The organism is Phytohabitans rumicis (genome assembly GCF_011764445.1).
Lineage (GTDB): Bacteria > Actinomycetota > Actinomycetes > Mycobacteriales > Micromonosporaceae > Phytohabitans > Phytohabitans rumicis.
Genome location: NZ_BLPG01000001.1, coordinates 5,709,581 through 5,725,652 on the forward strand (window position 1 = coordinate 5,709,581; position 16,072 = coordinate 5,725,652).

Annotated in this window: 15 protein-coding genes; 8 read left to right on the plus strand and 7 right to left on the minus strand. The window is 68.8% G+C overall.

Translation table 11 applies throughout. The features are described from left to right. Position 1: 1 nt before the first annotated feature. Together Prum_RS25990 and Prum_RS25995 are read left to right on the plus strand one after the other, a co-directional pair. Positions 2-1,294 carry an ABC transporter substrate-binding protein gene (locus tag Prum_RS25990; protein WP_173078871.1) on the plus strand — a complete coding sequence of 431 codons (1,293 nt, stop codon included), beginning with the start codon at positions 2-4 and terminating at the stop codon, positions 1,292-1,294. A 408-nt stretch (positions 1,295-1,702) separates the two neighbouring features. Continuing rightward, positions 1,703-2,137, plus strand: a complete 435-nt coding sequence (locus tag Prum_RS25995; protein ID WP_246278101.1) for a DUF6232 family protein — start codon at positions 1,703-1,705, stop codon at positions 2,135-2,137. Positions 2,138-2,221: 84 nt separating this feature from the next. Here Prum_RS25995 and Prum_RS26000 read toward each other — a convergent pair whose 3' ends face one another. Further along, a complete protein-coding gene (locus Prum_RS26000; RefSeq protein WP_173078873.1) occupies positions 2,222-3,073 on the minus strand; it encodes a helix-turn-helix domain-containing protein in 852 nt (283 codons plus the stop codon). Positions 3,074-3,096: 23 nt separating this feature from the next. Continuing rightward, positions 3,097-3,969: a helix-turn-helix domain-containing protein gene (locus tag Prum_RS26005; RefSeq protein ID WP_173078874.1), complete on the minus strand. Its 873-nt coding sequence runs from the start codon at positions 3,967-3,969 to the stop codon at positions 3,097-3,099. A 344-nt stretch (positions 3,970-4,313) separates the two neighbouring features. Between Prum_RS26005 and Prum_RS26010 the strand changes: the two genes are divergently transcribed. Both Prum_RS26010 and Prum_RS26015 read left to right on the plus strand, forming a co-directional pair. Further along, positions 4,314-4,514: a DUF397 domain-containing protein gene (locus tag Prum_RS26010; protein ID WP_173078875.1), complete on the plus strand. Its 201-nt coding sequence runs from the start codon at positions 4,314-4,316 to the stop codon at positions 4,512-4,514. Between the two features lie 219 nt (positions 4,515-4,733). Further along, positions 4,734-4,925 (plus strand): DUF397 domain-containing protein, encoded by a 192-nt coding sequence (locus Prum_RS26015; RefSeq protein ID WP_173078876.1) that lies wholly within the window; start codon positions 4,734-4,736, stop codon positions 4,923-4,925. On the opposite strand, the gene Prum_RS26020 is transcribed toward Prum_RS26015, so the two are convergent. The 3 genes from Prum_RS26020 to Prum_RS26030 all read right to left on the minus strand — a co-directional run bounded on the left by Prum_RS26020 (position 4,915) and on the right by Prum_RS26030 (position 8,225). Further along, entirely contained in the window at positions 4,915-5,226 is a 312-nt protein-coding gene (locus Prum_RS26020; RefSeq protein ID WP_173078877.1) for a DUF3817 domain-containing protein, read from the minus strand. The genes Prum_RS26015 and Prum_RS26020 overlap by 11 nt on opposite strands. Before the next feature lie 21 nt (positions 5,227-5,247). Then, the gene (locus Prum_RS26025) at positions 5,248-5,637 is read right to left on the minus strand and encodes a hypothetical protein (RefSeq protein ID WP_173078878.1); all 390 of its coding nucleotides are present in this window, start codon (positions 5,635-5,637) and stop codon (positions 5,248-5,250) included. 233 nt (positions 5,638-5,870) lie between these two features. Then, a complete protein-coding gene (locus Prum_RS26030) occupies positions 5,871-8,225 on the minus strand; it encodes a penicillin-binding protein (RefSeq protein ID WP_173078879.1) in 2,355 nt (784 codons plus the stop codon). A gap of 132 nt (positions 8,226-8,357) precedes the next feature. Here Prum_RS26030 and Prum_RS26035 point away from each other — a divergent pair, with 132 nt between their 5' ends. Beyond that, positions 8,358-8,630, plus strand: a complete 273-nt coding sequence (locus Prum_RS26035) for a GlsB/YeaQ/YmgE family stress response membrane protein (protein ID WP_173078880.1) — start codon at positions 8,358-8,360, stop codon at positions 8,628-8,630. A gap of 3 nt (positions 8,631-8,633) precedes the next feature. On the opposite strand, the gene Prum_RS26040 is transcribed toward Prum_RS26035, so the two are convergent. After that, positions 8,634-9,704: a 3-deoxy-7-phosphoheptulonate synthase gene (locus Prum_RS26040; protein ID WP_371871387.1), complete on the minus strand. Its 1,071-nt coding sequence runs from the start codon at positions 9,702-9,704 to the stop codon at positions 8,634-8,636. 269 nt (positions 9,705-9,973) lie between these two features. Then, positions 9,974-12,874, minus strand: coding sequence for a glycoside hydrolase family 3 protein (locus Prum_RS26045; RefSeq protein WP_218577341.1), 2,901 nt, complete (start codon positions 12,872-12,874; stop codon positions 9,974-9,976). A gap of 172 nt (positions 12,875-13,046) precedes the next feature. Between Prum_RS26045 and Prum_RS26050 the strand changes: the two genes are divergently transcribed. The 3 genes from Prum_RS26050 to Prum_RS26060 are packed head-to-tail and all read left to right on the plus strand — an operon-like array spanning position 13,047 to position 16,068. After that, entirely contained in the window at positions 13,047-14,360 is a 1,314-nt protein-coding gene (locus Prum_RS26050) for an ABC transporter substrate-binding protein (RefSeq protein ID WP_246278103.1), read from the plus strand. Then, positions 14,357-15,250, plus strand: coding sequence for a carbohydrate ABC transporter permease (locus tag Prum_RS26055; protein ID WP_173078882.1), 894 nt, complete (start codon positions 14,357-14,359; stop codon positions 15,248-15,250). Before Prum_RS26050 ends, Prum_RS26055 begins: the two co-directional genes overlap by 4 nt. Beyond that, positions 15,247-16,068: a carbohydrate ABC transporter permease gene (locus Prum_RS26060; protein WP_173078883.1), complete on the plus strand. Its 822-nt coding sequence runs from the start codon at positions 15,247-15,249 to the stop codon at positions 16,066-16,068. The genes Prum_RS26055 and Prum_RS26060 overlap by 4 nt, the downstream gene beginning before the upstream one ends. Positions 16,069-16,072 lie beyond the last annotated feature (4 nt).

The window sequence follows — 16,072 nt, forward strand, 5'->3', positions numbered from 1 at the left end:
CATGAAGAGATTGGGACCACTGGGCGCCGCGGCGCTTCTGCTGCTGTCCGGCGCGCTGACCGCCTGCCGGGGCGGCGACGCCGAGACCCAGGAGGGTGGCGTCAAGACGGACACCGGCGTGACGTCCGAGCCGTGCCCGGGGGCGGTGGACAGCAACAAGGGCTGCATCTACCTCGGCATCATCTCGGACCTGACGGAAGGGCCGTTCCGGGCCCTGGCCGTGCCGATCACCGACGCGCAGAAGGCGTTCTGGAAGCGGGTGAACCAGGCCGGCGGCATCGGCGACTACGAGGTCGACGTGACCAAGTACGTCCGCGACAACAAGTACAACCCGCAGACGCACAACCAGGTCTACCAGGAGATCAAGCCGAACGTGCTGGGGCTGGCGCAGACGCTCGGCTCGCCGACCACGGCCGCGATCATCGGTGACCTCAAGTCCAGCAGCGTGGTCGCCGCCCCGGCCTCGTGGACCTCGGGCTGGGCGTTCGAGGACGTCATCGTCGAGTCCGGCGCCAACTACTGCGTCGAGTCGATGAACGCGCTGGACTACGCGAAGGACACGTACAGCCCGAAGAGCGTGATGGCCGTGCACCTGGCCGGCGACTACGGCGACGACGCCGCGGCCGGGGCCAAGCTCGGCGCCCAGGCGCTCGGGATGACCTTCACCGACGTCAAGACCGACTCGGGCGCCGACAAGCAGGCCGGCGCGATCCAGGCGATCCTCACCGGCAAGCCGGACGTGGTGATCCTGACGACCGGCCCGGCGGACGCGGCGGTGATCATCGGCCAGACCGCGGCGCGCGGCTTCAAGGGACGGTTCATCGGCACCAGCCCGACGTGGAACCCGGCCCTGCTGCAGAGCGCCGCCGCACCGGCCCTGCTCGCCCTCTACGAGCAGACCGCGCCGTGGAACGCCTGGGGCACCGATACGCCGGGGCACAAGGCGATGCGCGACGCGCTGCCCGGGGTCACGCCCAACGACGGCTACACCGCTGGCTGGGTGTGGTCGTACCCGATGAAGGCCGCGCTGCAGAAGGCGTTCGACAACGGCGACCTGACCCGGGCCGGTCTGCTCAACGCGGCGAAGTCGTTGGCGTCCGTGGACTACGAGGGCATGCTGCCGAGCGGCGCCGGCAACTACGCGGGCGGCCCCAACGAGGGCGCCGTACGCGTGACTGCGATCTACAAGGCCGACCGGGCCGCACCGACGGGAGTGAGCCAGGTGAAGGACCTCTTCACCGGCCCGACAGCGGGTGCTTACACGCTGGACCGGCCCTGCTACGAGAAGCTCTAGCCCGCGCGTGCGGCCCACGGCGCGGAAGAGTGACGGGCGATATGTCCGTCTACGCACCCCCGAGGGTCGGGGGTCACAAAGCGGACAGCCGGGGCGAAAACACGTCCGTAAAGCTAGGTGCCCGCTGCCAATCTGCCAGGTGGCTGATTGCGCCCCTTCCCCTGACTAGATGGCATCTCGCACAATAGCTGTAGCGGCATCGGAGCGAGAAAAAGACGATCGGCACCTGGCTGCCACCAGGTGCCGATCTCAGGACCATCCACACCAGCCCGCCTCACGAGCCGTAGGAGGCATAAAGTGCACACTACTCGCGACTCCGCGCGCTCACCAGCGCCACAGTCCGTAACGCCCGCAGACGTAACAAGCCGGAAACTAACTCCACCGCTGTACCGCCAGCCCGGCATCCTGGTGACCAAGGACTGGTTCATCGTCGCGGGTCGCCGGTTTCCGGTCGGCGAGCTGCGGCAGTTGCGTACGGCGCGGGGACCGCACCACCAGTTGACGATCAGGTGGGTCACCGTGACCGCCATCGTGCTGGGGGGCATCGGCATCACGCTGGGCCTGACCACCGAGCTCAATCGCCTCAGCGCGCAGACCTACCTGGCGCTGACCGCCGTGGCGTTCGTCCCCTTCGTGGTGGCGACCCTCGGTCACCGGCTGCGGCCGCGGGCGTTCGAGCTGTGGGGCGAGTTCCGGGGGATGACGGTGCTGCTGTTCAGCAGCGACGAGGAGCGGCAGTACGGCCAGGTCACCCGCGCGCTGGTGCGGGCCCAGGAGGCGGCAAGGCTCGGCGGGATCGGCGATCCGGTGGTCTCCATGAACGTGTGGCGCATGGGTAAGTAAGTAGCCGACTTCGCCCACAGTTCGGTCTTCGTGCCGGACGACGGGCGCGGGTGGGGCCGGGGGCCACACCGATCGTGGGCGGGCTCAGTCGAGCTCGCCCACGATCTTTTTGATCATGTCACGGGTGTCGGCCGGGCTGAGCGCCAACTCGCGCAGCCGCTCGAACTCGTCGCGGTAGGGCCCGACCAACTCGGGCTGGTCGACCACGTCGTCGGCGAGGCCGCTCTCCACGAACATCACGTCGTCGTCGGCCGGGTCGGGAAACTGCAGGATCGCGAACGGGTTGGGGAACGCGTCGACGCCCACGGTGAACGGCAGCACCTGGATGGTGATGTTGGGCTCGCCGCTGAGCGAGACGAGCCGCTCCAACTGCTCCCGCTTGGTGCGCGGGTCACTGGCGATGCGCCGTACGACGGCCTCGTCGATGACGGCGGTGATGTGCGGCGGGTCGTCCTTGCCCAGCACCTCGCGCTGGCGGGTCAGCCGCACCTCGACCCGGCTCTGCTCGTCGGTGCCGGTCCGGTCGCGGCGCGACGCCTTTTCCGCGTACGCCTCGGTCTGGAAGAGCCCGGGCAGCTTGGTCGGCGTGTAACACAGCACCGACGACGTCTCCGCCTCCAGCCCGATGTACGCCATGTACGACGCGGGAAGGGCGCCGGCGAACGAGGACCACCACCGGCGCGCCCGGGTGGACCGGGAGAGCGTGACCAGTTCGTCGACGCGGGGCTGCGCGGTCACCCCGTACAGCTTGAGCAGGGCGCGGGTGTCGATGGGGGAGACGCCGACCGCCCCCGCCTCGATCCGGATGATCTTCGACAGCGACCACTCCATCTCGGCCGCCACCTGCTCCTGCGTGAGCCCGGCCGCCTCGCGGGCCGCCCGCAGCGCGGACCTCAACCGCCGCCGCCCGACGGTCGGTCCGTGTACCGCGCTCATCTTGTGCTCCTGGTAATTCGCGGTCAGCCGAGCTGGCCCGCCACCGTAGCGATCTTGTCGAGGGATGCCTCGCGCCCCAAGGACATCTCGCGCAGCCGCTCGAACGTCTGCCGGTAGGCCGTGACGTCAGTCGGGCGGTCGAGCACGTCCTGGGCGAGCACGCCCTCGAGGTAGACGACGTCGGCGTCGTCCTGGTCCGGGAAGTGGAGGATGACGAATGGTCCCTGGGGCGCGTAGTCGCCGGCGGTGAACGGCAGCACCTGGATCGTCACCCGGGGCATCCGGCCGACCGTGACCAGGTGCCGCAGCTGCTCGCGGAGGGTGGCGGGGCCGCCGGTCTGGCGGTGCAGCGCGGCCTCGTCCAGCACGACGTCGATGTCGGGCCGATCCGGGCGGTCGAGCACCTCCTGCTGCCGGCGCATCCGGATGGCGTGCCGCACCTCGATCTCGGCCTCGTCGATGGTGGCGGCCACGGTGGTGGACGCTGCGGTGACGGCCGCCCGCGCGTACGTCTCGGTCTGCAGCAGGCCGGGAATGCCTGAGGACTGGAAGAAGGAGAGCCCGGACGCCTCGGTCTCCAGGCCGATGTAGGAGGCGTAGGCGCTGGGCAGCGTGTCCCGGTACTGCGACCACCAGGTGCGGCGCCGGGACACCCGGGCCAGCTCGACCAGCTCGTCGATCTGCTGCCGGTCGGTCATCTCGTAGTGGCCGAGGAGCGCCTTGACGTCATTGGTCGAAATGGACACCGAGCCGGCCTCGATGCGGATCAGCTTGGACAGCGACCAATCCATCGCCGCCGCTACCTGCTCCTGGGTCAGCCCTGCCGCGTCTCGGGCCCGGCGCAGTGCGGACCGCAGCCGGCGCCGGCCGACCGTTGGCCCATGCACCGTCGTCATCGGTGACCCTCCCTGGCTGCGCGATGCAGTGCCAACCCTTGCAGCCATGAACCCTTGCAACCGTGAACCTTTGCAACCACGAACCCTTACAGCCGTGGACGCTTGCAGAATGCCACCTGGCTAGACGCGACCTGCCATTTAGCTAGTCTTGTGAAGGCTACACCTGCCCTGCTAGCTTTTCCACCATCGCAATGGGGGTGCGAGGGCATCCGCCAAAGGTGCGCTTCCGACTCGACCGGAAGTATGGCGGTATGGGGGCATAGGTCCCGTCTTCATGCGCTACAGTGTGGCGTCACGGCGCTTGGCCGAGACGATCGCTGCGGCTGCTTTCAGAGGAGCACCGGATGGCCCAGACAGATTCCGTCATCGACGCATGGCGGAAGAGCGCACGCTGCGAGGCGCACAACTGCGTCGAGGTGGCGGAGCGCACCGACGAGGTTGCTATTCGCAACAGCGCGGTCCCGGACGACGAGCTCGCGTTCGCACGGCCCGTGTGGGCCGCGTTCATCAGTGGGGTACGCGCCGGGCAGTTCGACCTTCGGTAGGGTCCCGTTCCCCGGGGTCTTATACCCCGGGGAAGCTTTCCTCAGTACCAGATCAAGGGCATCCAAGCGGATGCCCTTTTTGCAGTGGAGCCACAATTCATTCACGCGGCTCTTCTTTCTGTGGGTGGCCCGGCCATGGAACATTTGATAGCAGCGTAGGTGCGGGGTGGTGCCGTCGTGGCCGGCGGGCACCCGACCCAGCGGAGGGGCAGGTTTGCGGTGGCGGATCGACCGACGAGCTGGCGTAAAAGCAGACAGTGCGAATCGCACGCATGCGTCGAAGTGGCCGTCGGCGCCGGCCGCGTCGCGGTCCGCAGCTCGGCGGCGCCGGAAGGCCCGGTAGTCGAGTTCACGGCGGCCGCCTGGCGAAACTTCTGCACCGGCCTGAAGGCCGGCGACCTCACCTGCTGACGGCCGCCGGTTCACGCACCCAGCGGGTCACCACCCGCTCGGCGTAGAAGGACACGAACGGGATGGTGCCGGCCAGCATGACCAGGATCATGCGGCGCAGGCCCCATCGGGTACGGCGGGCCAGGTCGAACACGGCCACCAGGTAGACGATATAGAGGAAGCCGTGCGCCGGCCCCACGGTTTCGACGACGCTCGGCTCGTCCCAGCCGTACTTCAGCGGCATGCCGATCACGACCAGCACGACCAGCACCACGCCCACGATGTAGGCGATGGCGCGGTACCGCAGCAGGGCTCCGCCCACTTGGGGTCACGCTCCTTCTTCTCAGCCCGGATAGTCCGCCGGCCGGGCACCCGGGTGCTCGTTCAGCCAGGCCAGATACCGGTTGTACGCCGCGAGTTCCGGGTCGCCACTGTCGTCGTACCCGATGGGTCGCCGCGCGGTCCGGACCGGACGCCGGACGGCCGTGGTGGGCTGGGTTTTCTCGATTGGCGCGGCCTGCGCCGGGCCGCGCAGCGTCAGCCGGGCCTCCCGCACCCACATGAAGACCACGAACGCGGCGAACAGCGGCCACTCGAAGGCGTACGCCCAACTGAGCGTGTTGCCGTCGGCGGCGCGGCTCATCTGCCACCAGCCCAGGGCGAGGAAGCCGGCCACGAGCCCGACCGCGATCACGTGACGCGCGATCCACGCCGGTGTCCACAGCCGCCTCATGATGCCGAGCGTACCGGCGCGCTCCGACGTGCCGTCGTAGAGGGCTTGGGCATGCGCGCGGGCGGGTGTGGCGTGCGACACCCCGGCCGGCGGAACACCCGGCCGGGGTGGCTCGTTGAGCTAACTGTCGGTGTGTCCAGTGTCCCCGGGCCTCACCTATTTGCCTTCGCGGAATACCGTTCGGCTGGAGCCGCGTCGTGCCACTCGCCGAGAGGCGACCTGCACACCGACACCTAACGTCTGGCCGGAGGGGTCGTGGGAGCCCCTCCGCCGGCGCTTACCCGGATCATGACAAGGCCGCCCTCGATCGTGCGGTCACCCGGATCGGTGCGGGCCACCGAGCCGGCCGGGCACGGCGACGGGACCGGCGTCGGGTCGACCTGGACCCGGAAGCCCTCACCCTCCAGCCGGGAGCGGGCCTGCTCGACCGCCTGGCAGGCCACGTCCGGGATCGAGCGCTGGCTGCCGTACGCCATCTTGTCGCTGGGCTTGGCGAAGTCCTGCTTCTGCTTGCCCGCCATCGCGTCGGCGAGCGTCTCGTAGACGGCCGGGTTGACGATGTCGTGGCTCATGTTGTTGGTGGTCTCCGGCCAGTCCGGGTCGCCCAGGATGCCGGCCACCGACAGCGACCGGGTGGTGACCACCAGGGACGCGGTGCGCTTGCTGTCCGTCGTACCCGTCTTGCCGGCGATCGGATGCTTGATATCCCGGTATGCGGCGCTGGCGGTCGAGCCCGCGCACCTGCCGAACGCGGACTGGTCGCCCACCGGGCAGCGGGCGGCGTCGATGGCGGCCCGCGCCACCTCGCGGTCGATCGCCTGGTCGCACCGGGGGTTGGCGACGTCGAGCTTCTTGCCGTCGAGGTCGCGGATCTCGGTGACCGGGATCGGCTCGCAGTGCTTGCCGTCCGCGGCGAGCGTGGCGTACGCGTTGGCCAGGTCGAGCGGCGTGGTGCTGGAGACGCCCAGCGTGAACGAGCCCCAGGCGTCGGCCGACTCCTGGTCGTTGGCCATCTGCATGTCCAGCTCGTTGAGGAACCGGATGCCGAGCTTCTGGGCCGCCGCGACCACGTTCGCGGCCCCGGCCTGCTCCTCCAGCGGTACGAAGTACGTGTTGACCGACTTCCCGAAGGCGCTCCAGGCGTTGTGCACGCCGACCAGACTCTTGCTGGCGTTGCCCGGACACCACCGGTCGGTGCCGGGGCAGGCGGACGTGCCGGTCGCCCCGTGGTACTTGGACGGGTACGGGTCGATCGCGTTGATCGAGTACGCCAGCGGGTAGCCCTTCTGCAGCGCCGCGACCAGCGTAAAGATCTTGAACGTCGAGCCGGCCTGGTAGCCACCGCCGCCGCTGAGCAGCGGGTTGGTGGTGTTGGGGTAGGAGCCCCGCTTGCCCTTGCTCTTCGGGTTGGAGGAGGGCTTGTTCTTCGGGTTGGCCGGGTCGTCCAGCTTGAAGGTGCGGTTGGTCGCGAGCGCGCGCACCCGGCCGGTGCCGGGCTCGAGCGCGGCGACCATCAGGGCGTCCCGCTTGCCGGTCTCCAGCCGCTTCTCGACGTTGTCCTTGGCCGCCTTCTGGACCTTCGGGTCCAGGGTGGTCACCACCCGGTAGCCGCCGCCGTTCAGGCGCCGCTCCCGGTCGTACTCGTTGCCGCCGAACGCCTCCTGCTCCAGCCACCAGCGGCGGAAGAAGTCGCAGAAGAAGCCCCAGTGATTGGGCTTGACGACGGTGCAGCCGTTGGGCGGGCGCTGCCCCTTGACGGTCAGCTTCTCCGCCTTGGCGGTCTCGGCCTCGGCCGCGGTGATCGCGCCGATCTCGACCAGCTGCCCGATCACCCAGTTGCGCCGCTCCAGCGTGCGGGCCTCGCCGCCCTTGGTCAGCGGGTCGTAGTAGGACGGGGACTTGACCAGCCCGGCGATCATGGCGGACTGGGCGATCGTGAGGTCCTTGGGCTGCTTGCCGAAGTAGAACTGGCTCGCCGCGTACACGCCGTACGTGTTGTGGCCGAACGGCGCGATGTTCAGGTATCGGACCAGGATCTCGTCCTTGGTGAACTTCTTCTCCACCTGCAAGGCCAGCCGGGCCTCCCGCATCTTGCGGCCGGTGGTGTCCTCGCCGGCCGCCACGACGGCCTCGTTGTCGGTCGCCGTGTACGTGATCGACATCCGGACGAACTGCATGGTGAGCGTCGACGCGCCCTGCTGTGTCTCCCCCGAGCTGTTGGCCACGAACGCCCGGACGATGCCCTTGGCGTCCACGCCCTTGTGCTTGTAGAAGTTGTGGTCCTCGGCCGCGATGATGGCCTCCCGCATGTGCTCGGCGATCGCCTCGAACTTCACGTCCTGGCGGTTCTCGTCGTAGAAGCGGGAGATGAGCGTCTTGTTGTCGGACGCGTAGACCTCGGTCGCCTGGGGCGCGCGGGTGGTGGTCAGCTCGCTGGGCAACTTCTCGAACGACTCGGCGCCGGCCTTCGCCGCGAGGCCCGAGACGGCCACGGCGGGAAAGGCCGCGGCGGCGACGACGAGGCCGGCCAAGAGACCGCAAAGGACGAGGGTCGCGGAGTTGAGCACCAGCTTGCGATTACGCGTCACCTTCGCAAGACGTACGGCTCCGGGACCTTGGTTGCGTGGGGGGCGAATCTTCACAGCTCTTTCACTTCGGCAGACGACAGCGATCGTGGCAATCCGGCACTTTTAGGGCAGATTCGCGCCTACGCTCCCCTCATGATCGGAACGATTCTGTGGGCCATCATCGGCGGTGCCATCGTCGGCATGCTAGGGCGGCTCCTGTTGCCCGGTAGGCAGAACATTTCCGTGTGGGTGACCATCGGTGTCGGCATCGCCGCCGCGCTGCTCGGCGGCGTACTGGCCGATTGGCTGGGCGTCGGCGACACCAGGGGCATCGACTGGATCCGTCATGCTATCCAGATCGCGCTGGCCATCCTGTTCGTCTGGCTAGCGGCGCGCTTCACCGGAGCGCGCCGCTCGACAGCGTAGTGGTCAACGGCTGGCGAGGCTCTCCAGGACCTCGACGGTGGTGTCCCAGCCCATGCAGGCGTCGGTGATCGACTGGCCGTACACGAGGGACTTGGTGGGGTCGAGGTCCTGGCGGCCGGGGACCAGGAAGGACTCCAGCATCACGCCGACGATGCCCTTCTGGCCGGCCTTGCGCTGGGCGGCCACGTCCTCGATGACCAGGGGCTGGCGGTTGTGGTCCTTGCCGCTGTTGGCGTGGCTGGCGTCGACGACGAGGCGCTGCGGCAGCCCCGCCTTCTCCAGCAGCGCCAGCGCCCCGGCCACGTCCTCGGCGCCGTAGTTCGGCCCGTCCCCGCCGCCGCGCAGCACGAGGTGGCAGTCCGCGTTGCCGCGGGTGTGCAGGATCGCCGGCGTGCCGGACATGTCGATGCCGGGGAAGACGTGCGGCACCGCGGCCGCCCGGATCGAGTCGACGGCGGTGGAGATCGAGCCGTCCGGCCTGTTCTTCATCCCGATCGGCATGGACAGGCCGGAAGCGAGCTGCCGGTGCACCTGGCTCTCCACCGTGCGCGCGCCGATCGCGCCCCACGCCACCGTGTCCGCGATGTACTGCGGGGTGATCGGGTCGAGGAACTCGCATCCCACCGGCAACCCCTTGCGCAGCACCTGCAACAGCAGCGACCGGGCGGTACGCAGGCCGGTGTTGACGTCGCCGGATCCGTCCAGGCTGGGGTCGTTGATCAGGCCCTTCCAGCCGACGGTCGAGCGGGGCTTCTCGAAGTAGACGCGCATGACGATCAGCAGGTCGTCGGCCAGCCGGGCGGCCGTCTCGGCGAGCCGGTCGGCGTACTCCAGGGCGGCGGCGGGGTCGTGCACCGAGCAGGGACCGACGACGACCAGCAGCCGGTCGTCCTCCCCGTCGAGCACGCGGGCGACGGCTCGCCGCCCGTCGAGGACGGCGGCCGACAGGTCGTCGTCCAGGGGCAGCTCGTGGTGCAGCAGTGCGGGGGTCATCAGCGGGACGACCTTGTCGATGCGTTGGTCACTGACCCGCTGCACGCTTGGGAGTGTCACGGTGGGGTTTCCTTCCGCCAGCTGACCCCGGGGCCGGCGTCCCGAGGCCAAAGCCGGCTGCGTCGTCGTTGCACGCGAAAGGGCAGGAGCGGTGTCCTGCCCTGTGCCGGCTCTGGCGGGTGGTGACCTAGGTCATGCGCGCGATGGGCTCATGGCCGAGTCGCCGGCGCCAGCGCCGGCCTCGTAAACCATGCATACCATCGGGTCACGCACCCGAGGATACCCGACGCTCGCCCCCTCGTGATCAGGGCGTCCTTCAAGTCGCTATAACGACTTGAAGGACGCCCTGATCACGACAGGGTGAGGCTGTCGACCGCGGCGGGGGCGGTGAAGACCAGGTAGACGTCCTGCCGGCCGGCCGCGCCCCGGAGCGGGGTTGACGCGGTGGTCCAGGTGTAGCGGTCGGCGGTGGCCGGCACGCTCAAGGTGCCGAGCAGGCGACCGGTCGGGCCGCCGAGCCGCACCTGGATGGTGGACGGGGAGGATGCCGAGACCCGAGCGGTGAAGGCGCCGACGCCGCTGCCCAGGTCGGCGTCGGCGAACTTCACCCACTGGCCGGCGGCGGTCGCCGCGACGGCGGTGCCGCTGGCCTTGGTGGTGTCCACGAGCGTCGTACCCGCGTAGTCGTCGAACGTGTAAGCCGGCGTCGGCCGGCGCAGGTCGCGCGGCGGGATGGTCTCGCCCTTGACCGTCAGCGTCGCGGTCCGCCGGATGTCCGTGGCCGACGCCCCGACGAGTACGTCGTACGCGCCGCTCTCCACGACCGGCCGGCCGCGGGTCACGTCCCAGAACGCCAGGTCGCTGGCCTTGAGCGGGATCCGGACCGTCTTGGTCTGGCCGGGCGCGAGGTCGACCCGGGCGAACCCGCGCAGCTGCTTGACCGGCTGGACCGCCCGGGACTTGCGCTGGTGCGTGTAGAGCTGCACGGTCTCCGCCCCGGCGCGCCTGCCGGTGTTGGTGACGTCGAGCGTGACGCTGTTCGCATCCAGCCGCAGCGAGGAGTACGCGAACGTCGTGTAGCTCAGGCCGTACCCGAAGGGGTAGAGCGGCGTGCCCCGGTGATAGAGGTACGTCATGCCGGTCTTGGCGATGTCGTAGTCCAGGATGCTCGGCAGTTCGGCGTCGGAGCGGTACCAAGTCTGGGTGAGCCGGCCGCTCGGGTTGGTGTCGCCGAAGAGCGCGCCGGCGATCGCCCGGCCCGTCTCCTGGCCGGCGTGCGTGGTCCACAGGATCGCCGGCACGTTCTCCTGCTCCCAGTTGAGCGTGGTGGGGTAGCTGTTCTCCACCACGACGACGGTGTTGGGGTTGGCCCGGCGTACCGCCTTGATGAGGGCGCTCTGGCCGTCGGCGAGGGCGGTCGAGACGCGGTCGTTGGTCTCCCGCCCGTTGATGAACGGCATGCTGCCGACCACCACGACCGCGACGTCGGCGCCGGTCGCGGCGGCGACCGCGCTGTCGATGCCGCTGCTGACGGTCTCCTTGGCGAAGCGGGCCGCGGTGGCCGCGGTCTGGGCGCCGAGCGCGAGGTTGCCGGCTGAGTCGACGGTCAGGTAGCGCTCGGCTGGGAACCAGGGCTCCCGGGTCTCGTAGCCGGCGTACCGGATGACGTAGGAACCGTCTGGCTGCTGCTCCAGCTTGAACTGCTGCTGGACGAACCAGCTGTTGGGCTGGGCGTCGCGGGTCACGAACGGGCCCCAGTTGTAGCCGAGCACCTTGCCGTTGGCGGCGTTGCGCAGGGTCAGCAGGCCCTGGCCCCAGTCGAAGACGTCGAACTGCGCCGCGTCCCCGGCCGCCGTGCCGGTCACGTTCACCGGGTTCGCGTCGGTGGTGCCGGTGGCCGTGACGTACCGGCCGGTGGCCAGGTCGCGCAGCGCGATCCGGTCCACGCCCTCGCCGCCGACCACAGTCGAGCCCGGGACCCGCTCCTGGATGCCCTGGCGCGGTGTGACGGCGTACGGGAGGGTGCCGCTGTACCAGTCCGTGTAGAGGGTGTCCGCGAGCGGGCCGACCACGGCGACCTTGCGGGTGCGCGACGGCGACAGGGGTAGCGTGCCCGCACTGTTCTTCAGCAGCACGATCTGCTCGTCGGCGGCCTTCCGGGCGAGCCGCTGGTGCGCCGGGGAGTTGATGACGTCCGGCGTGATGGCGGCGTACGGGTTGCGGCTGGGCGGGTCGAACTCGCCGAGGCGGAACCGGATGGACAGGATGTGCCGCACCGCGCGGTCCACATCGGACACGGTCAGCAGCCCTTGCTGTACGGCCGCGGTGACCGCCGCGATGGTCGACCCGTTGCTGGAGCCGTCCTGGGTGAAGCTGTCCACGCCGGCCTTGAGGGCGGCCGCGTTCGCCTCGGCCTGGGTGGCGTAGTACTGCTGCGGCCCGGTCAGGTTGCCCGGCGCGAAGGCGTCGCTGACCACCAGCAGGTCGCGGTCGGTCCACCGCCGTACATCCGTGTTGAGCGAGGGCTCCACAGTGGCCGGTCGCCCGTTGACGAGGTTGTACGACGTCATCACGCCGGTCGCCGCGCCGGCCGCGATGGCGGGACGGAACGCGGCGTACTCGTAGTCGTGCAACAGCCTGGGCGGCAGCATCGAGGACGTCGTCTCCCGGCTTACCTCGTTGTTGTTGGCCAGATAGTGCTTGAGCGTCGGCGCGGCCTGCAGGTAGGTGGGGTGGTCGCCGGACAGGCCCTTGCCGTACGCGGTGGACAGCGCGCCGGTCAGGTACGGGTCCTCGGAGTAGCCCTCCTCGTTGCGGCCCCAGCGCGGGTCGCGCAGCAGGTTGACCACGGGCGCCCAGAGGTTGAGGCCGTTGGCCGCCGGGTCCTTGGCGTGGAAGCCCCGCGCCTCCCGGCCGACCGCGGTGCCGACCTGCCGCATCAGCTCCGGATCCCACGTCGTGGCGAGCCCGATGGCCTGCGGAAACACGGTCGCCTCGCCGAGCCATGCGACGCCGTGCAGCGCCTCCGTACCGGTCCGGAAGGGCCCGATGCCCAGCCGCGGGATCGCCGGCTGGTGCTGGTGCAGCAGCGAGATCTTCTCGTCCAGCGTGAGGCGCGCGACCAGGTCGTCGATCCGCGTGGCCACGGGGAGGTCGGGGTCGCGGAAGGGGTACGTCGGGTCAGCGGCGCGCGCCGGGGTCGCGGGCGCCACCAGAAGTATGGCAGCCAGGCAGGCGGTGAGTGCTCGCACGTGGGTGACCCTCGCCGACGCAGCTCATGACTGTCAATAGTTTGGACGCCATACGAAATAAGGGCGAAATCCTTGATTGACCCCGTTGACACGCTGCGGCTCGTCCGTTTAGCTGAGCGCTAGCTTGTCGAAACGCTTCGACAAGCTACCTCTCACCCACGTGGAGGCAGCAGTGTCCATTTCACTGACGCGCGTGCGCGCGGGCACCATTGCCGTACTCGCCGCCGCGTCCCTGGTCCTGGCCGCCTGCGGTGCCGACGCCGACGACGACACCGCGACCGGCGACGGCAAGACCCTGAAGCTCTGGCACTACGAGGGGCCCAACAGCGCCATGGGCGTCGCTTGGACCGAGGCGATCAAGCAGTTCGAGGCGTCGCACCCCGGCGTGAAGGTCCAGTTCGAGGACAAGCAGTTCGAGCAGATCCGGCAGAACGCCGGCATGATCCTCAACTCGGACGAAGCGCCCGACATCATGGAGTACAACAAGGGCAACGCCACCGCCGGCCTGCTGTCCAAGCAGGGCCTGCTGACCGACCTCACCGGCGAGGCCAGCAAGCGCGGCTGGGACAAGATCGGGCCGAGCCTGCAGACCACGTCGCGCTACGACGCCGATGGCATCATGGGCGACGGCAAGTGGTTCGGCGTGCCGAACTACGCCGAGTACGTGATGGTCTACTACAACAAGGACCTCTTCGCGAAGCACAAGGTCCAGGTGCCCACCACGCTCGCCGAGTTCGAGGCGGCGATGGACACGTTCGTCAAGGCCGGGGTCCCGCCGCTGTCGGTGGGCGGCGCGGAGTACCCGGCGCAGCAGATCTTCTACGAGCTGGCGCTCTCCAAGGCCAACCGCTCCTTTGTGGACAGTTACGAGCTGTACAAGGGCAAGGTGGACTTCAAGGGGCCGGAGTTCACGTACGCGGCCAACACGTTCGCCGACTGGGTGAAGAAGGGCTACATCCCGAAGAACTCCGCCGGCATCAAGGCGGACCCGATGGGCGTGGCCTGGACCCAGGGCAAGTTCCCGATGGTCATCTCCGGCAGCTGGTGGTACGGCCGGTTCGTCGCCGAGGCCAAGAGCTTCCAGTGGGGCACGTTCCTCTTCCCGGGCAACACGCTGCACCCCGGCTCCGGCGGCAACATCTGGGTCGTGCCGGAGAAATCCAAGAACAAGAGCCTGGCGTACGACTTCATCGACATCACGATGAAGCCGGAGATCCAGAATCTGCTCGGCAACTCCGGCGGCGTGCCGGTGCTCGCGGACCCCGCGGGGATCACCGATCCGAAGAGCAAGGAGCTGATCGACAACTTCAACAAGATCACCTCCACGGACGGGCTGGCGTTCTACCCGGACTGGCCGGCTCCCGGGTACTACGACGTGCTGGTCGCCGGCGTACAGCACCTGATCAACGGCACCAAGAGCCCGACCGCGGTGCTCGACGAGATCGCCAAGCCGTACAACGACAACCTGACCAGCCTCGGCAAATGAGATCCAATCGGGGGTACGCCGCCTTCCTGATCCCCGGCGCGATCCTGTCGCTGGTGGTCATCGTGGTGCCGCTGGTGATGAACGTCGCCATCAGCTTCACCCGGTGGCAGGGGGTGGGTACCCCCGAGTGGATCGGGCTGGACAACTACAGCCGGCTGCTGGAGGACGACAACTTCTGGGCGTCCTTCCGCAACATCATCTTCCTGATCTTCGCGATGGCCGTCATCCCGACGGCCATCGGGCTCGTCCTGGCCGCGGTCCTGTTCGACTACGTCGCCAAGCGGGTCGGCCCGCGTACGGCCAGCGCGTTCCGGTCCGGCTTCTACCTGCCGCAGGTGCTGCCGGTCGCGGTGACCGGCATCGTGTGGGGCTGGATCCTCAACCCCAGCTTCGGGGCGCTCAACGCGATCCTCACCAACGCCGGCCTGGACGCGCTGGCCAAGAACTGGCTCGGCGACCCGACGTACGCGCTCTACAGCGTCATGGTGATGCTGATCTGGTTCCAGGTGGGCTACCCGGTCGTGATGTTCATGTCCGGGCTGCAGCGGGTCGACCCGGAGCTGTACGAGGCGGCGTCCATCGACGGCGCGAACTGGTGGCAGCGGTTCATCCGGATCGCCGTGTACCAGATCAAGCCGGAGATCTACGTGGTGCTGGTGACCACGACGATCGCGGCGCTGAAGGTCTTCGGGCAGATCTTCGTGCTGACCCGGGGCGGGCCGGGCAACGCCACGCTCGTGCCGTCGTACTTCGCGTACCAGAACTTCTTCGAGAAGGCGCAGGTCGGCTACGGCTCGGCGATCGCGACCGTGCTTACCCTCATCATCGTGGCGCTTTCGGTGGTGTTCCTGCGCATCCAGGCGCGGGGCGAACAGAAGGACGCGCTATGAACCGGGCGATCCGGCCGGCCGTGCTGGCCACGCTCACCGTGCTGGTGCTGCTGGTGCTCTCGCCGTTCGCGCTGGTGGCGCTCAACGCGTTCAAGCGCCCGGCGGACTACGCCACCAACGGGCCGCTGTCTTTGCCGGACAGCCTGTACTTCAAGGGACTCACCGACTTCTGGATCCGGGTCGACTTCGGCGAGAAGCTCTGGAACAGCTTCTTCATCAGCGGGTCGGTGGCGGTGCTGGCGGTCATCGTCTCGGTGCTCAACGCGTACGCGCTCGGCATCGGCCGGGTGCGCGGCCGGAGCCTGTTCCTGATCTTCTTCCTGCTGGCCAACCTGCTGCCGCAGGAGGCCCTGGTGTACCCGCTCTACTACCTGTCCAAAGAGGTCGGTCTCTACAACACCCAGACGGCCGTCATCATCATCTTCACGGCCATCCAGAGCGCCTTCGGCACGTACCTGCTCTCGTCGGTGTACGCCGTGTTCCCGCGCGAGATGCTGGAGGCGGCGGCGATCGACGGCGCCGGGAAGGTGCGCACGCTGTGGCGGGTGGTGGTGCCGATCAGCTGGCCGAGCCTGTCCGTGCTGTTCACGTTCTTCTTCATCTGGACGTGGAACGAGTTCTTCCTCCCGCTCGTCTTCCTCATCTCGAACGACAAGCAGACCGTGCCGGTGGCCCTCGGCGTGCTGCAGGGCGACCGGCTGATGGACGCCACCACCACGAGCGCCTCGGCGCTGCTCGGCATCGCGCCAGCCGTCCTGTTCTTCCTCATCTTCCAGCGAACCCTGTCCCGCGGCATCATGTCCGGGGCCGTCAAGTAAGTAG